The sequence below is a fragment of the Aeromicrobium sp. CnD17-E genome, assembly GCF_024124745.1.
Classification (GTDB): Bacteria; Actinomycetota; Actinomycetes; order Propionibacteriales; family Nocardioidaceae; genus Aeromicrobium.
The window spans coordinates 1-15,610 of the sequence record NZ_JAMXRU010000074.1 but is presented as its reverse complement, the minus strand read 5'-3'; the positions used below and the strand labels follow the sequence as shown (position 1 = coordinate 15,610).

Below are 15,610 nucleotides of genomic sequence, written 5' to 3'. Positions count from 1 at the left end.
GGGCAGCGCCGCGGAGCGGAGCGGACGGCGCGGGCGGCGGGTGGTGACCACGAGGTCGGCACCTCGGCGCATCGCGTCGTCGACGTCGAGCGCGGCCGTCTCGACCACGGAGGGCGTGGGGTCGTCGTCGCGCAGGCTGGCGAGGAACGGCGAGACGACGTCGGCGAGGGTCGTCGCCGGCGCCGCGATGGTGACCCGGTCGAGGCCGCCCTCGGCCTGCACGCGGGCGGCGGTGCGCAGCGTCTCCGCCGAGGCCAGCACGTCACGGGCCAGCGGCAGGAGGCTGCGTCCGGCGGCGGACAGCACGAGCCGTCCGGCCACCCGCTCGAACAGGTCGACGCCGAGCTCGCGCTCGAGCTGGCGGAGCTGGCGCGAGAGGGCCGGCTGCGTGACGCGCACCCGCTCGGCGGCCGCGCTCACGGTGCCCGCGTCGACCACGGCGACGAAGGACGCCAGCGTCCGCAGCTCCATGACGCCATCCTATGCGCAGCAGGCATGGATGTGATCGTCGATCGGCATTGGACGGCATGGGTAGCACCGGTCGAGACTGGGCACGCCGCATCCACGGCAGCACGCCTGGAACCGTCAGGCCGACCGCGAGAGGACCCGCCATGTCCGTGCCCCAGAGACGTCACCTCACCACCCCGCTCCCCGGACCGCGGTCGCGGGAGCTGATGGCCCGCAAGAGCGCGGCCGTCGCGGGCGGCGTGGGCACGACGATGCCGGTCTTCGCGGCCCAGGCCGGCGGGGGCGTCGTCGTCGACGTCGACGGCAACAGCCTCATCGACCTCGGGTCGGGCATCGCCGTGACGACGGTCGGCAACAGCGCGCCGCGCGTGGTCGCGGCCGTGCAGGAGCAGGTCGCCGCGTTCACCCACACCTGCTTCATGGTGACGCCGTACGAGGGCTACGTCGCCGTCGCCGAGGCCCTCAACCGCCTCACCCCCGGCGACCACGAGAAGCGCTCCGCGCTGTTCAACTCCGGCGCCGAGGCCGTCGAGAACGCGGTGAAGATCGCCCGCGCGCACACCGGCCGCCAGGCGGTGGTCGTCTTCGACCACGCCTACCACGGGCGGACGAACCTGACGATGGCCATGACGGCGAAGTCGATGCCGTACAAGCAGGGCTTCGGGCCGTTCGCCTCCGAGGTGTACCGGGCACCGCTGTCGTACCCCTTCCGCGACGGCGGCCTCGACGGTGCGACCGCCGCGGCACGCGCGCTCGACGTGGTCGAGAAGCAGGTCGGCGCGGTCAACGTGGCCGCGGTCGTCGTCGAGCCCATCCAGGGCGAGGGCGGCTTCATCGAGCCCGCCCCCGGCTTCCTGCCCGCCCTGGCCGGCTGGTGCCGCGAGAACGGCGTCGTCTTCGTGGCCGACGAGGTGCAGACCGGTTTCGCCCGCACGGGCGACCTCTTCGCCTGCGACCGCGAGGGGGTCGTGCCCGACCTCGTCGTGACCGCCAAGGGCATCGCGGGCGGTCTGCCGCTCTCGGCCGTGACCGGCCGCGCCGAGATCATGGACGCACCGCACGCCGGCGGCCTCGGCGGCACGTACGGCGGCAACCCCCTGGCCTGCGCGGCGGCGCTCGCCGCGATCGAGACCGTCGAGCAGGACGGTCTGGTCGAGCGGGCCCGTGCGATGGAGGCGCTCCTGAAGGAGCGCCTGCACGCCCTGCAGGCGCGCGACGCACGGGTGGGCGACGTACGCGGACGCGGAGCGATGATCGCCGTCGAGCTCGTCCGCCCGGGCACCACCGAGCCCGACCCCGACCTCGCACGCGCGGTGTCGGCGGCGGCGCACGCCGAGGGCGTCATCGTGCTCACCTGCGGTACCTACGGCAACGTGCTGCGCCTCCTGCCGCCGCTGGCCATCGACGACACGCTGCTCGGCGAGGGGCTCGACGTGCTCGAGGCGGCCTTCGCCTCCACGCTGGTGGGCGCGGCCCAGTGACCACCTCGACCCAGGAGCCCCCCGTGACCGGAAACCCGCTCGACGACGCCCGCTCGCAGCTGCGCGAGGCGATCGACCTGCTCGGCCTCGACGAGGGCATGTACGAGCTGCTCGCCGCCCCGCGCCGCGAGATCACGGTGAGCATCCCGCTGCGCCGCGACGACGGCAGCGTCGAGGTCATCACCGGCCACCGCGTGCAGCACAACTACTCCCGCGGCCCCGGCAAGGGCGGCCTGCGGTACGCACCCGACGTGAACCTCGACGAGGTGCGTGCGCTCGCCATGTGGATGACCTGGAAGTGCGCGCTGCTCGACGTGCCGTACGGCGGCGCGAAGGGCGGCGTGGCCATCGACCCGCGTCACTACTCGGCAGCGGAGCTGGAGCGCGTCACGCGGCGCTACACGTCGGAGATCGCCCCGCTGATCGGTCCGGCGCACGACATCCCGGCCCCCGACGTCGGCACGGACGAGCAGACCATGGCCTGGATGATGGACACCTACTCGGTGAACTTCGGCCACACCGTGCTCGGCGTCGTGACCGGCAAGCCGATCAGCCTGGGCGGGTCGCTCGGGCGAGCGTCGGCCACGTCGCGCGGGGTGGTCATCGTGGCGCTGCAGGCGCTCGCCCACGTCGGCCTCGACCCCCGTGCCGCGACGGCCGCCGTGCAGGGCTTCGGCAAGGTCGGGCGCGGGGCTGCCCGCTTCCTCGCCGACGCCGGCGTGACCGTGCGTGCGGTGAGCGACCAGTACGGCGGCGTGCAGCACGCCGACGGGCTCGACGTCGCCGCGCTCGAGGCGCACGTCGACGCGACGGGGTCCGTCGTCGGGTTCGCCGGTGCCGAGCCGATCGAGAACGCCGAGCTGCTGGAGCTCGACGTCGACCTGCTGGTGCCGGCCGCGGTCGAGGGCGTGATCCACGGCGGCAACGCCGAGCGCGTCCGGGCGCGGCTCGTCGTCGAGGGGGCCAACGGCCCGACGACGGCCGAGGCCGACGCGGTGCTCGCCGAGCGCGGCGTCGTGGTCGTGCCCGACATCCTCGCGAACGCGGGTGGCGTGATCGTCTCCTACTTCGAGTGGGTGCAGGCCAACCAGGCGTACTGGTGGACCGAGGAGGAGGTCGAGGGACGCCTCGCCGACCGGATGACCGCGGCCTGGCAGCACGTGCTCGAGCACTCCCGGTCCCTCGACCTGACGCTGCGCGCGGCCGCCACGAGCCTGGCCGTCAAGCGCGTCGCCGACGCCCACCTCCAGAGAGGCCTCTACCCGTGAGCTCCCGTACCGACCTGCCCGAGCCCGACCTCTCCCAGCCCGACCTGTCCGGCCTCGACCTGCACCTCATCGACCCCGGCAGCGGCGTGCTGGTCGCCGGGCAGTGGCGCACGGGCGGCAACGGCACCTTCGACGTCGTCGACCCGGCCGACCTGACGGTCGTGGCGCAGGTGTCCGACGGCGACGTCGCCGACGCGACCGCCGCGGTCGACGCGGCGGAGGCCGCCCTCGTCACCTGGCGCCGCACGGCGCCGCGCGAGCGGTCGGTCGTGCTGCACCGTGCCTTCGAGCTGATGCACCGCGACGTCGACCGCCTCGCCGCGCTGATCGTCAGCGAGAACGGGAAGTCGCTCCCCGACGCGCGCGGCGAGGTCGTGTACGCGGCCGAGTTCTTCCGCTGGTTCGCGGAGGAGGCGGTGCGCCCGCACGGCGCCTACGGCTCCTCCCCGGCCGGCGGCACGCGCACGATCGTCACGCACCGCCCGGTCGGCGTGGCTGCGCTCGTGACGCCCTGGAACTTCCCCGCGGCGATGGCCACCCGGAAGATCGCGCCGGCGCTCGCCGCCGGCTGCACCGTCGTGCTCAAGCCGGCGGCCGAGACGCCGCTGACCGCGCTGGCGGTCGCCCGTCTGCTCGCGGAGGCCGGCGTGCCCGACGGCGTCGTCAACGTCGTCCCCACCACCGACGCGGCAGGCGTCGTCGGCCACTGGCTGGCCGACCCGCGCGTCCGCAAGATCTCGTTCACGGGATCCACCCGGGTGGGCTCGATCCTGCTGGGGCAGGCGGCCGAGCGCGTCGTCAACGCCTCGATGGAGCTGGGCGGCAACGCGCCGTTCGTCGTGGCCGACGACGCCGACCTCGAGGCTGCCGTGGCCGGGGCGATGGTCGCCAAGTTCCGCGGCGGCGGGCAGGCCTGCACGGCCGCGAACCGCTTCTACGTGCACGCCGACGTCGTCGACGCGTTCGTCGAGCGCCTCGGCGCCGAGGTCGAGCAGCTGACGGTCGGCCCCGCTCGGTCGGGCGCGGCGGTCGGTCCGCTGATCTCCGCGGCCGCCGTCGAGACGCTCGCCGACGTGGTCGCCGACGCCGTGGTCGCCGGGGCCCGGATCAGCCACCAGGCACCCGTCCCCGACGCACCGGGCCACTTCTTCGCGCCGACCGTGCTGGTCGACGTCCCCGCCGACGCCGCGATCCTCGACCACGAGCTGTTCGGTCCGGTCGCGCCGATCGTCACGTGGCGCACCGACGAGGAGCTGCTCGCCCTCGTGAACGCGAGCGAGATGGGGCTGGCCTCCTACGTCTTCTCCCGCGACCTGCAGCGCGCGATCCGCCTCGGCGAGGCGTTCGACGCCGGCATGGTCGGCGTGAACCGCGGACTCGTCTCCGACCCCTCCGCCCCGTTCGGCGGCGTGAAGCAGAGCGGCCTCGGCCGCGAGGGCGCCCGCGAGGGACTGGCGGAGTACACCGAGACGCAGTACCTCAGCGTCGACTGGCCGGGCTGACCCGACGATTCACGCCGGCGTGGCGGGGAACGATGCAGGCATGAGCGCACCGCAGACCGTCACCCCACGCCACCTCCGCAACCTCCTCGCCGCGTCGCCGGACTGCTTCCTCGGCCTCGTCGAGGGCGAGGTCAGGGTCGTGGACGGAGGCGACGACGAGGGAGCCCTCGAGATCGTCTCCGCCGCCGACCTGCGCGACCGGGTCGGCGACGACCCGGACGACCACGTGCTGGAGGACGAGGCGGAGTCGCTCACCGTCGCCACCCAGCAGCGCGGCGGGTAGGCGGGTCGGCGGACGTCCGACTGCAGGCCGACGAGTCGGACCGGCGGACCGACGCCGCGATCAGAGCTTCTCGAACACCATCGTCGCCTGGATGCGGTCGCCACCACCGAAACCACCGCTCTCGGCGGAGGCGGTGGTGATCGTGTGCAGGCGGTAGCCCTTCGCGGCCTGCGCGTTGATCGCGTTCTCGAGCTCGGCGAGGTTCCCCGACCTCGAGCTGAGCAGCTTCTCCTTGAGCGTCACCTGCAGGACCACGTAGTTCATCGTCGACACCTCTCGTCGCGGGAGCGCGACGGTCGCGGTCCTCAGCGGATGTCTACCGCTGCCAGGGGTCCGGGCGTGGCCGAACGGACGAAGATCCGGCGAATCCCGGGGTGCGCGTTTCGGCCCAGTCGATGGGACGGATGGCTGGCGGAGGCCCGGGGTCTACTTCTGGAACCTTCTCCCTCGCGGGACCCGTGGCAACCCTTACCGTCCAGTCGGCCAGCTGAGCATCGACGACTCTACCCTCGTACCGTCGTCACGACGTATCCGAAGCGGTTGGCCACGACGGCCCTTCCCGTCCTACCGCCGACGTTGACGTCGAAGGCATACGTCCCTCGCCAGTCGTACTTCGTGTTCTTGCTGTGACTCGAGCAGCTCCAGTGGAACTCGTAACCCGCTCCTACGCCCCGCTTGTCGTAGGTGCAGTTCACCGGTGTTCTCCTTCCCACGGCGGTCACACCACCGACAGCCACCGCTCTCAGACCGCTCGAGAGCCTGAAGTGGAACTGGACGGGAAGCTTGGAGTTGGCGTAACGGACCTGCGCCGTGAACCTCCCCTGAGAGTCGCTCGCCGTGAACGTCGGTGAGTCGAGCGTCAAGGTCTTGTATCCCCCGACCGCTTCGCTCGCCATGACGGTTGCACCATCGGCTGATTGAACGGACATCGTCGCGCAGCGGTCGTCGCCCGCCCCGACATCCTCTGCAACTTCAAGCGCATCGCGCGCAGTCCCATGGTCCAGTGTGATGGCAGACCAAACTCACGTCGACCGTCAAGATCCAGGAGCTCAGACGGGACGGACGTCCCACGTCGACGCCGACCCGCGCACGTGCTCGAACACCAGGCTCGTCTCGGTCGACGTGAACTCCCGCGAGGCGCTGAGGTGGTCGATGACGAAGGCGCGCAGGGCGTCCGGCGACGGGAGCGCCACCTGGATGAGGAAGTCGTCGTCGCCGGAGAGGAAGAAGACGTTGAGCACGCCGGGGAGGGCGGCGAGCCGGGGCGCGACCGTCCCGATGTCGGCGCGGGCCGCCGGCTGCAGCCGCACGGCGATCATCGCCTGGATCGGCCGGCCGACGGCAGCCGGGTCGAGGTCGGCGTGGAAGCCGCGGACCACCCCGCTCGACACCAGGCGGCGCAGACGCAGCGAGCACGTCGAGGGCGCGATGCCGACCCGCTCGGCGAGCACGTTGTTCGGAACGCGGGCGTCATCGGCGAGCACGTCGAGGAGTCGACGGTCGATGTCGTCGAGCGTGACGGCGCGCGCGCCGGTCGCGCTCGTTCCCGAGCCGTTCGACGGACCGCCCGAGACACCAGCCATGGACGAACGATAGTCGGCACCGGCGCCCCATCTCGACGATCGTGCGGACTTTTCTCCGACCCGGGACAGGAATCCCCAGGATGGTCACCACCAGTCGATCGTCGAAGGAGTGCCATGCGCGTCGGAGTGCCGAAGGAAGTCAAGAACCACGAGTACCGCGTGGCCCTCACGCCCGTGGGCGTCCACGAGCTCGTGGCCCACGGGCACGACGTGCACGTGCAGAAGGGCGCAGGTCTTGGCTCGTCGATCACCGACGAGGAGTACGAGCGGGCGGGCGCACGCCTCCTCGACCGCGCGGAGGACGTCTGGGGCGAGGCCGAGATGGTGCTCAAGGTCAAGGAGCCCATCGCGTCGGAGTACCCGCTGCTGCGCGACGACCTGACCCTCTTCACCTACCTGCACCTCGCAGCCGACCGTCCCCTCACCGAGGCGCTCGTCGAGGCCGGCACCACCGGCATCGCCTACGAGACCGTGCAGCTGCCGAGCGGCGGCCTCCCGCTGCTGTACCCGATGTCGGAGGTGGCCGGGTGCCTCGCCCCGCAGGTCGGCGCGCACTCGCTGCTCAAGGCGCAGGGCGGACGCGGCGTGCTGCTGGGCGGCGTGGGCGGCGTCGCCAACGCCAAGGTCGTGATCATCGGCGCGGGCGTCTCCGGCCAGAACGCCGCCAACATCGCGCTCGGCATGGGCGCCGACGTCACCCTCCTCGACACCGACCTCGAGAAGCTGCGCATGTCGTTCTGGCGCTACAACAACCAGGTGCACGGGCTCGCGTCCTCGACGTACGTGCTGGAGGAGCAGGTCCGCCAGGCCGACCTCGTCATCGGCGCGGTCCTGGTCGCCGGTGCGGCCGCCCCGAAGCTGGTCAGCAACGACCTCGTCGCGCAGATGAAGCCGGGGTCGGTGCTCGTCGACATCGCCGTCGACCAGGGCGGCTGCTTCGAGGACACGCGCCCGACCACGCACGACGACCCCACCTTCACGGTGCACGGCTCGACGTTCTACTGCGTGGCGAACATGCCCGGCGCGGTCCCGCACACGTCGACCTACGCGCTGACCAACGCGACGCTGCCGTACACGGTGGCGCTCGCCGACCGGGGCTGGCGCGACGCGCTGCGCGCCGACGCCAGCCTCGCCCTGGGCCTCAACACCCATGCCGGCTCGGTGACCAACGTCCCCGTCGCCGAGGCCCACGGACTCACCCCGGCGTCGCTCGAGGAGGCGCTGGCCTAGACCCTCCCCGATTCGGAACGTCATCGCCCCTTTTCGTCGCGAGAAGGGGCGATGACGTTCCGAAACGGGGGGCCGGCTCAGGCGGGCTCGGGCTCGGGCTCGTCCAGCAGGTCGGAGCGCTCCACGAAGTCGCGGGAGAGCGTCTTGTAGCCCTCGTGGTCGAACAGGACCGTGAGGTGCTCGGCGTCGGCGTCGACCACCGCGCCCGGGCCGAAGGTCGGGTGCTCCAGGTGGGCGCCGTGGGTGCCCGCGTCCGCGGACTCGACGACGCCGCCGAGGCAGCGGTCGCAGACACCGCAGTCGTCGGCCTGCTGGCCGAAGTAGCCCGCGACCCACGACCAGCGGCAGCGTCGGGTCTCCGCGTACTCGCGCACCATCTCGACCCGTGACTCCTCGAGTCGACGCCGCTCCTCCGCGCGCTCGACCAGCTGCCGGGGCCTGACGTCGTCGAGGGCCTCGTCGGGGTCGAGGAGGTTCAGCACCCGTGCCGCCGTGGGCCGACCCACGCCGGCGGACTCCGCGACGTCACGCGGATCGGTGCCGACGTCGCGCGCCGCGCGCAGCACCTTCGAGACCGTGCTCCGCTTCGGCACCGCGGCGGCGAAGAACCGTCCGAGCGCGCGGTCCTCGGGGCGGTGCACGAGGGTGGCGACGGCAGGCTCGCCGTCGCGCCCGGCACGGCCGGCCTCCTGCACGTAGGTGTCGACCGACGCCGGCGCCCCCGCGTGCACCACCGAGCGGACGTCGGGCTTGTCGATGCCCATCCCGAACGCCGACGTCGCCACGACGACCTCGACCTCGTCGGCGAAGAAGGCGTCCTGCACCTCCTGGCGGCGCCTGCGGGACAGGCCGGCGTGGTACGCCGCGGCGTCGCGCCCGTCCGCGACCAGCAGGTCCGCCACCTCCTCCGCAGCCCGCCGCGTGCGCGTGTAGACGAGAGCCGCGCCGTCGGCCACGCACTCGAGCACCTGACGACGCACCGCCTCGTCGTCGGACGCCTGCCGGACCCGCAGCTCCAGGGTCGGCCGGACGATCGACGTCGAGACCAGGGTCGGGTCGTGCATGCCGAGCCGCCCGGAGATCGACTCGAGCACGGGCGGCGCGGCCGTGGCGGTCAGCGCCAGGCGAACCGGTCGGCCCGCACCCTCACCGTCGGGGCCGTCCCCGCCCGTCTCGTCGAGCCGCGAGACGAGGTCGCCCAGGCGGAGGTAGTCGGGCCGGAAGTCGTGCCCCCACTCCGACACGCAGTGCGCCTCGTCCACCACGACCAGCCCGGGAGGGCAGGCGGCGAGCGCGTCGGCGACCTCGTCGTTGGCCAGCTGCTCGGGCGAGAGGTAGAGGTAGTCGACGGAGCAGCCCGCGACGTCGTCGAGCAGCGCCTGACGCCTCCGCCCCCGCACCGAGCCGTCGAGGCGCTCGGCGCGGATCCCCTCGGCCTGCTCGGCGTGCGCCTGCTGGTCGGCCTGCAGCGCCAGCAGCGGCGACACCACCAGCGTCCAGCCGCCCGCGCACCGTCCGGCGACGAGGTAGACCAGCGACTTGCCCGACCCGGTCGGGGCGAGCACGACCGTGTCACGCCCCGAGCACACCGCGTCGATCGCGTCGGCCTGCCAGTCCTCGAGGTGCTCCACGCCGAACTGGCGGGCGATGTCGTCGTGCGTGCAAGGCGTCGTCCCCGTCATGGGTCGACGGTAGGTCGGGTCGGGCGGGCCCGCCCCTCGACGCCGACGTCAGCGACCCGCCGGCGTCAGGCGCGCGGATAGGCCGAGCAGCGCTCGCACCGGCTCATCAGGTCGTGCTCGCAGGTGAGCACGTGGGTGAGGAAGGCCTCGGCCGCGTCGAGCTCGGCCCTCTGGCGCCGCAGGTGCTCGAGGTGCTGCGCGATGACGTCGTCCCGCCCCTGCGCGTCGCGGTGCAGGACCAGCCGGATCTGCCACAGGCGCAGGCCGACGCGCTGGCACGACCGGACGATCTCGAGACGGTGCAGGTGCTCGTCGGTGTAGACGCGGTGCCCGGCAGGCGTGCGGTCGGGCACGACAACGCCCTCGTCCTCCCAGTGCCGCAGGACGTGGGCTGCGACGCCGACCCGCTCGGCGGCTGCTCCGACTCTCACAGGACCATCGTGCCACCTTGACTTCAGGTCGACCTGAAGTCCTAGCGTGCGACGCATGTCCCCTCCCGGCCGTCTTCCAGCACCGCGGTACGTCGACCTCGACGGGGTCCGCGTCGCCACCTACGTCCTCGAGCCGTCACGGGGCGAGCCCGTCGGCGACGTCGTCCTGTGCCACGGCACTCCGTGGTCGGCAGCGGTGTGGGCGCCCGTCGCGCACGCGCTCGCGGCGACGCACCGCGTGCTGCTGTGGGACATGCCCGGCTACGGCGCCTCGATCCCCACGGGTCCCCCCGGGCAGGACCCGGTGGTCGACCTCGAGGCACAGCGACGTCGGCTCGCGGCGCTCCTGCGGCACTGGGACCTGAGGGCCCCGCACGTCGTCGCCCACGACGTCGGGGGCGCTGTCGCCCTCGGGGCCCACCTGCTCGAGGGGTCGGTGCTCGCGTCGCTGTACCTGCTCGACGTCGTCACGCTCGACCCGTGGGGCTCGCCGTTCTTCCGGCTGGTCGCGACGCACGAGGACGTGTTCGCCGCCCTGCCCGGGACGCTCCACGCGGCACTGGTGCGCGAGTACGTCGCGGGCGCCGTCGCCGGGTCGCTCGACGCGCGACAGGTGGACGAGCTCGTCGCCCCGTGGACCACCCCGCACGGCCAGCGCGCCTTCTACGCGCAGGTCGCGCAGCTGGACCCCGCCCACACGCGGCCGGTCGCCGAGCGGCTCGGCCGAACGCGCTGCCCGGTGCGCGTCGGGTGGGGCGAGCACGACCCGTGGATCCCGCTGGCGCAGGCGACCGAGCTCGCGCACCGGCTCCCGGGCACCGTCGACGTGCTCACGGTCGACGGAGCCGGCCACCTGGTGCCGCTCGAGGCGCCGGACCTCCTCGCCGCCGACCTCAGGCGCTGGCTCGATCAGGTCGGATGACCGCACCGGCGTCGCGGAAGGGCCCGGAGAACCCGACGGCCCCGGCGGGCTCTCGCCCGACGGGGCCGTCGGTTCCAGCGTCTGGCGCTGTGGCAGGTAGAGGATTCGAACCTCTGAAGGCAATGCCGGCTGATTTACAGTCAGCTCCCTTTGGCCGCTCGGGCAACCTGCCAAGGGTGTCGACCACCGAGGTGGGCAACGACGAGAAACCATACCGCAGGCGGCACGCCGCCACCCAACCGGATCCGTCCTGCCGAGGGGTTGACAACCTACAACCATATGGTTGTAGGTTGTCGTCATGAGCAGCGAGCAGGACGAGGACCGGGCCGACGCCCTGTTCCACGCCCTGGCCGACCGGACCCGACGCGACATCCTGCGCCGCGTCCTGGCCGGCGAGCACTCCGTGAGCACCCTCGCCGAGCGCTACCCCATGAGCTTCGCGGCCGTGCAGAAGCACGTCGCGGTGCTCGAGCGCGCCGGCCTCGTCACCAAGCGACGGGTCGGCCGCGAGGCGCTCGCGAGCGGCGACGTCGAGGCCGTCCGATCCGTCGGCACGCTGCTCGACGAGCTCGAGCACGTGTGGCGCGGACGCGTCGCGCGCATCGACGACCTCCTGCTCAGCCCGCCCGACGACCCCCAGCACGCCACCGCACCCACCCCGGAGGAGACCTGACATGCCCGTCACCGACGTCCAGAAGGACCTGGACCAGCGCACGCTGACCATCACCGCCGAGTTCGCCGCACCCGTCGAGCGGGTGTTCGGCATCTACGCCGACCCGCGCCAGCTCGAGCGGGTGTGGGGACCGCCCTCCTTCCCCGCCACCTTCGTCGACCACGACCTCAGCGAGGGCGGCAGGATCACCTACTACATGACCGGCCCCGAGGGACAGCGCTTCGGCGGCTGGTGGGAGGTGACCGCCGTCGACGCCCCGCACGGCTTCGACTTCCGCGACGGGTTCGCCGACGACGACCTCCAGCCCGTCGAGGGCATGCCGGTCTCGACCAACACCTACCGCTTCGAGCCGATCGACGGCGGCACGCGCGCCGTCTACACGTCGACCTACGCGACGCTCGAGGCACTGCAGCAGGTCATCGACATGGGCGTCGAGGAGGGCAGCCGCCTGGCGATCGACCAGATCGACGTGCTGCTCGCCGCCTGAGCGACGACCGGGCGCGGACGAGCGCCTAGGCTGAGGGGTGGGACCTGCGGGTCCCACCCCTTCGCCGTCCCGACACCCACCAGGAGAGAACCCGTGGCCGACTCCTCGTTCGACATCGTCAGCAAGCTCGATCGCCAGGAGGCCGACAACGCGCTCAACCAGGCGATGAAGGAGATCTCCACGCGCTACGACTTCAAGAACACCGGGGCCCTGCTGGAGTGGAAGGGCGAGGAGGGCATCGAGATCACGGCCAACGCCGACGAGCGGGCCCTCGCCGTCCTCGAGGTGTTCAAGGAGAAGCTCATCAAGCGCGGCATCAGCCTCAAGGCGCTCGAGACCGGCGACCCGCGCCAGAGCGGCAAGGACGTCAAGATCAACGGCAGCTTCAGCCAGGGCATCAGCACCGAGCAGGCCAAGAAGGTCTCCAAGCTGATCCGCGACGAGGGTCCGAAGGGCGTCAAGGTGCAGGTGCAGGGCGACGAGCTGCGCGTCACCAGCAAGAAGCGCGACGACCTGCAGGAGGTCATCGCACTGCTCAAGGGTGCCGATCTCGACTTCCCGCTGCAGTTCGTCAACTACCGCTGACGCACCGCCGCGCGACGCAGCGCCCCCGCCGGACCAGGTCCGACGGGGGCGCTCTGCTGCGCGGGGTGCGACGCGGGTGTCAGCGATCGACGCGCACGACCGACTTGTCCTCGGCGATCTCGACGGTGACGTCGTCGTCGTTGCCGAGGTCGACCTCGACCTCGTAGGCGTGGTCGCGGTCGTCGCTGTACTCGACGTCCGTGACCCGGCCCTCGCCGACCTCGTCGAGCGCGATCTTCTCCAGCTCGCTGCGCAGGGCGGCGTCGTCGACCGGGCCGTCGAGCGGTGCGGCGGAGGTCGAGGCGTCGGCCGTGGCCGCCGGGGCCGACGTCGCGGCGGGACGGACGTCGTCGTCATCGTCGTCCGAGCCGCAGGCGCTCACGCCGAGCGCGAGGACGAGGGCAGTGGTGGTCGCGGCGAGGGCGCGCAGGGTCGTCATGGAGAGCTCCTTCGTTCGGTGGATGGCCCTCATCGAACCGACGAACCGTGAGAACCGCATGACGAACGGATGAGAGCGTTCTCACGCAGCCGCCCGAGCGGCCACCCTCCCTCGCGTCCACGGCCACACCAGCAGCGCCCAGACCGCGGCGACCACGACGATCTCGACCGCCACGTACCAGGGCCACGCCGGGAGCACGTCGAGCAGCGACGCCCGGTTCGGCTTGCCGTTGAGGTAGCCGTAGTTGGTGTCCATCAGCGCGTTGTAGGTCATCACCGACGCCGCCCAGACCAACGTGACCACCACCGTGCGGCGGTAGGTCGCCCACGTCGGCAGCACGCGCAGTCCGACGACGAGGTACACCGCCGCCCACACGATCAGCACGTGCATGGCCCAGAACATGATGAAGCGCGGCTCGGGCCAGTTCGACGACAGGTCGGGCGTGGCCATGCCCTGCGTCGTCAGCGTGAGCCCCCACAGGTAGGTGACGGTGGAGGTCAGGCGCGAGCGCGTCCACAGCGCGTGCACCGCGAACATCCACGCGAGGTCGCACAGCTGGAACGGCAGGGACGTGCGCGGGTTCCACTCGTCGGGCAGGAGCTGCAGCACCTGCAGCGGGACGGTGACGGCCACGATGCCGAGCGCCAGCACCCGGCTCGTCGTCGCCTCCGCGGTCGTGCCACGGACCCGACGCCCGAGGAGCACCACCGGGACCAGGCCGATCGCGAACAGCGCGAGGACGACCAGGTGGCTCGTGCCGTACGCCTGGAAGTCGCCCGAGGCCAGCAGCGTGGTGCCGTCGATGTCCACGCGCGCAGCGTAGCCCGGTCAGGTGGCGCGGCGGGCGATCGTGACCGCGAAGTCGGCGCCCTCGCCGAGCGGCCGCAGGTCCCACGTGGAGAAGCGTTGCTCCACCGCGAACCCGGCGGCCGCGAGGTGGTCGTCGAGGTCGGCGAGTCCGTAGTGGCGGTCGAGCCGGAAGCCGAGCACGAGCGCACCGTCGTCGGCCACGTGGCGGGCGAGGTTCGCGACCACCCGCTGCTCCGTGCCGGGCGCGAGGAAGACCATCACGTTGCCCGCCGTGACGACGACGTCGAACGTCGCGCCGAGGTCGACGTCGAGCAGGTCGGCGACCAGCCAGGTCGGGCCAGGACGCCTGGCGCGGGCCTCGGCGACGAGCACCTCGTCGGCGTCGACGCCGGTGACGTCGTGGCCGCGTCGGTGCAGGGTCCCGCCCAGCCGCCCGGCACCGCACCCGGCGTCGAGCACGCGGGAGCCGCGCGGCGCCAGCGCGTCGACGAGACGCGCCTCCCCCTCCAGGTCGGCCCCCTCCGCCGCGAGGTCGCGGAAGCGGTCGCGGTACCACGTGGAGTGGTTCTCGTCGGTGTCGGTGAACCAGCGCGGCGTCGGCATGGGTCCATGGTCGCGCAGGTCGACCCTCGCCGAGCAGGGGCGTTTGCGTGGGGCCCCACCCAAACCCGCTCCCCCCACCGCGAACATCCGCCCCAACCGCACGTTTGCGTGGGGCCCCACGCAAACGCGCACTGGCGGCGGGCCTAGGCTGCGCTGGTGGCGGAGGTGGAGGAGCGGACCGGGAGCGGGTTGCCGTACGGGATCGGGGCGTACCTCTGCTGGGGGCTCTTCCCGCTCTACTGGCCGCTGCTGGAGCCGGCGGGACCGCTGGAGGTGCTCGCGCACCGCATCGTCTGGTCGCTGGCGTTCGTGCTCGTGCTCATCGGCGTCACCCGACGCTGGGGCCGCTTCCGCGACATCGCCCGCGACCGCACGCTCATGCTCTTCCTCGCGCTCGCGTCGGTGACCATCGCCCTCAACTGGGGCGGGTTCATCTGGGGCGTCACGAACGGGCACGTCATCGAGACGTCGCTCGGCTACTTCATCAACCCGCTCGTCACCGTGCTGCTCGGCGTGCTCGTGCTCAAGGAGACGCTGCGGCCCGCGCAGTGGGTCGCCGTCGGCATCGGGTTCGTCGCCGTCGTCGTCCTCACCGTCGACTACGGACGCCTGCCGTGGATCGCGCTGCTCGTCGCCGGCTCGTTCGCCACGTACGGCTTCCTCAAGAAGCGGGCCTCGCTCGGCGCGTTCGAGGGGCTCGGCATGGAGACGCTGATCCTCGCGCCGTTCGCGCTCGCGTTCCTCCTCGTCCTGCAGCTCCGCGGCGACCTCACGTTCGGGCACGCGGGGGCCGGCAACGCCGCCCTGCTGGCCGGTACCGGCGTCGTGACGGCCATCCCGCTGCTGATGTTCGCCGCCGCCGCCACCCGGCTCTCGCTCACGACGATCGGCCTGCTGCAGTACCTCGGCCCGTTCATCCAGTTCCTGCTCGGGCTGTTCGTGTTCCACGAGGCCATGAGCACGGCGCGCTGGATCGGGTTCGCGCTCGTCTGGGCGGCGCTCGTGATCTTCACCGTCGACGCGATCACGAGCCGACGTCGAGCACCGCGGCCGGTCGTCACCGCCTGAGCGGCGGCGCGGCGGTCAGGCGACCCGGTCGGCCAGGCTGTCGCAGAGCGCCTCGAGGGCGCGGCGGGCCGGCACGTCGGGCAGGTCGGCCAGCA

At 72.5% G+C, this 15,610-nt stretch carries 19 protein-coding genes and 1 tRNA gene; 10 read left to right on the top strand and 10 right to left on the bottom strand.

Going from position 1 to position 15,610, the window contains the following annotated elements:
- Positions 1-471: LysR family transcriptional regulator (locus tag NH339_RS13230; RefSeq protein WP_253026062.1), on the bottom strand; the 471-nt coding region annotated here is incomplete at its 3' end.
- 140 nt (positions 472-611) lie between these two features.
- On the opposite strand from NH339_RS13230, the gene gabT reads away from it, so the two are divergent.
- The 4 genes from gabT to NH339_RS13210 all read left to right on the top strand — a co-directional run bounded on the left by gabT (position 612) and on the right by NH339_RS13210 (position 5,002).
- Positions 612-1,949 (top strand): 4-aminobutyrate--2-oxoglutarate transaminase, encoded by a 1,338-nt coding sequence (gene gabT, locus NH339_RS13225; protein WP_253026060.1) that lies wholly within the window; start codon positions 612-614, stop codon positions 1,947-1,949.
- Between the two features lie 23 nt (positions 1,950-1,972).
- Entirely contained in the window at positions 1,973-3,217 is a 1,245-nt protein-coding gene (locus NH339_RS13220) for a Glu/Leu/Phe/Val dehydrogenase (RefSeq protein WP_253026058.1), read from the top strand.
- Positions 3,218-3,303: 86 nt separating this feature from the next.
- A complete protein-coding gene (locus tag NH339_RS13215) occupies positions 3,304-4,719 on the top strand; it encodes an aldehyde dehydrogenase family protein (RefSeq protein WP_253026064.1) in 1,416 nt (471 codons plus the stop codon).
- A gap of 40 nt (positions 4,720-4,759) precedes the next feature.
- The gene (locus NH339_RS13210; RefSeq protein WP_253026056.1) at positions 4,760-5,002 is read left to right on the top strand and encodes a hypothetical protein; all 243 of its coding nucleotides are present in this window, start codon (positions 4,760-4,762) and stop codon (positions 5,000-5,002) included.
- Positions 5,003-5,062: 60 nt separating this feature from the next.
- Here the strand turns inward: NH339_RS13210 and NH339_RS13205 are convergent, their stop codons facing one another.
- The 3 genes from NH339_RS13205 to NH339_RS13195 form a co-directional block, all read right to left on the bottom strand.
- Positions 5,063-5,266 carry a DUF4177 domain-containing protein gene (locus NH339_RS13205; protein WP_253026054.1) on the bottom strand — a complete coding sequence of 68 codons (204 nt, stop codon included), beginning with the start codon at positions 5,264-5,266 and terminating at the stop codon, positions 5,063-5,065.
- Between the two features lie 239 nt (positions 5,267-5,505).
- A complete protein-coding gene (locus tag NH339_RS13200; RefSeq protein WP_253026052.1) occupies positions 5,506-5,898 on the bottom strand; it encodes a hypothetical protein in 393 nt (130 codons plus the stop codon).
- Between the two features lie 153 nt (positions 5,899-6,051).
- On the bottom strand, positions 6,052-6,585 hold the full coding sequence (locus tag NH339_RS13195; protein WP_253026050.1) for an Lrp/AsnC family transcriptional regulator: 534 nt from the start codon (positions 6,583-6,585) through the stop codon (positions 6,052-6,054).
- Positions 6,586-6,699: 114 nt separating this feature from the next.
- Here NH339_RS13195 and ald point away from each other — a divergent pair, with 114 nt between their 5' ends.
- Positions 6,700-7,815 (top strand): alanine dehydrogenase, encoded by a 1,116-nt coding sequence (gene ald, locus NH339_RS13190; protein ID WP_253026048.1) that lies wholly within the window; start codon positions 6,700-6,702, stop codon positions 7,813-7,815.
- 77 nt (positions 7,816-7,892) lie between these two features.
- On the opposite strand, the gene NH339_RS13185 is transcribed toward ald, so the two are convergent.
- Positions 7,893-9,497, bottom strand: coding sequence for an ATP-dependent DNA helicase RecQ (locus NH339_RS13185; protein WP_253026036.1), 1,605 nt, complete (start codon positions 9,495-9,497; stop codon positions 7,893-7,895).
- A 65-nt stretch (positions 9,498-9,562) separates the two neighbouring features.
- Positions 9,563-9,928 carry a MerR family transcriptional regulator gene (locus NH339_RS13180; protein ID WP_253026034.1) on the bottom strand — a complete coding sequence of 122 codons (366 nt, stop codon included), beginning with the start codon at positions 9,926-9,928 and terminating at the stop codon, positions 9,563-9,565.
- A 55-nt stretch (positions 9,929-9,983) separates the two neighbouring features.
- Between NH339_RS13180 and NH339_RS13175 the strand changes: the two genes are divergently transcribed.
- Positions 9,984-10,850, top strand: a complete 867-nt coding sequence (locus tag NH339_RS13175) for an alpha/beta fold hydrolase (protein ID WP_253026032.1) — start codon at positions 9,984-9,986, stop codon at positions 10,848-10,850.
- Between the two features lie 90 nt (positions 10,851-10,940).
- On the opposite strand, the gene NH339_RS13170 is transcribed toward NH339_RS13175, so the two are convergent.
- A tRNA-Tyr gene (locus NH339_RS13170) sits at positions 10,941-11,022 on the bottom strand.
- 126 nt (positions 11,023-11,148) lie between these two features.
- Between NH339_RS13170 and NH339_RS13165 the strand changes: the two genes are divergently transcribed.
- The 3 genes from NH339_RS13165 to NH339_RS13155 all read left to right on the top strand — a co-directional run bounded on the left by NH339_RS13165 (position 11,149) and on the right by NH339_RS13155 (position 12,595).
- Positions 11,149-11,523, top strand: coding sequence for a helix-turn-helix transcriptional regulator (locus NH339_RS13165; protein WP_253026030.1), 375 nt, complete (start codon positions 11,149-11,151; stop codon positions 11,521-11,523).
- 1 nt (position 11,524) lies between these two features.
- A complete protein-coding gene (locus NH339_RS13160) occupies positions 11,525-12,010 on the top strand; it encodes an SRPBCC domain-containing protein (RefSeq protein ID WP_253026028.1) in 486 nt (161 codons plus the stop codon).
- Between the two features lie 93 nt (positions 12,011-12,103).
- Complete coding sequence (locus NH339_RS13155; protein WP_253026026.1) at positions 12,104-12,595, top strand: YajQ family cyclic di-GMP-binding protein; 492 nt, start codon at positions 12,104-12,106, stop codon at positions 12,593-12,595.
- Between the two features lie 79 nt (positions 12,596-12,674).
- On the opposite strand, the gene NH339_RS13150 is transcribed toward NH339_RS13155, so the two are convergent.
- The 3 genes from NH339_RS13150 to NH339_RS13140 all read right to left on the bottom strand — a co-directional run bounded on the left by NH339_RS13150 (position 12,675) and on the right by NH339_RS13140 (position 14,447).
- Positions 12,675-13,034 (bottom strand): hypothetical protein, encoded by a 360-nt coding sequence (locus tag NH339_RS13150; protein WP_253026024.1) that lies wholly within the window; start codon positions 13,032-13,034, stop codon positions 12,675-12,677.
- A gap of 81 nt (positions 13,035-13,115) precedes the next feature.
- On the bottom strand, positions 13,116-13,844 hold the full coding sequence (locus tag NH339_RS13145) for a TIGR02206 family membrane protein (protein ID WP_253026022.1): 729 nt from the start codon (positions 13,842-13,844) through the stop codon (positions 13,116-13,118).
- An 18-nt stretch (positions 13,845-13,862) separates the two neighbouring features.
- Positions 13,863-14,447, bottom strand: coding sequence for a bifunctional 2-polyprenyl-6-hydroxyphenol methylase/3-demethylubiquinol 3-O-methyltransferase UbiG (locus NH339_RS13140; RefSeq protein WP_253026020.1), 585 nt, complete (start codon positions 14,445-14,447; stop codon positions 13,863-13,865).
- Between the two features lie 156 nt (positions 14,448-14,603).
- Here NH339_RS13140 and rarD point away from each other — a divergent pair, with 156 nt between their 5' ends.
- Positions 14,604-15,515 (top strand): EamA family transporter RarD, encoded by a 912-nt coding sequence (rarD, locus tag NH339_RS13135; protein ID WP_253026018.1) that lies wholly within the window; start codon positions 14,604-14,606, stop codon positions 15,513-15,515.
- Positions 15,516-15,610 lie beyond the last annotated feature (95 nt).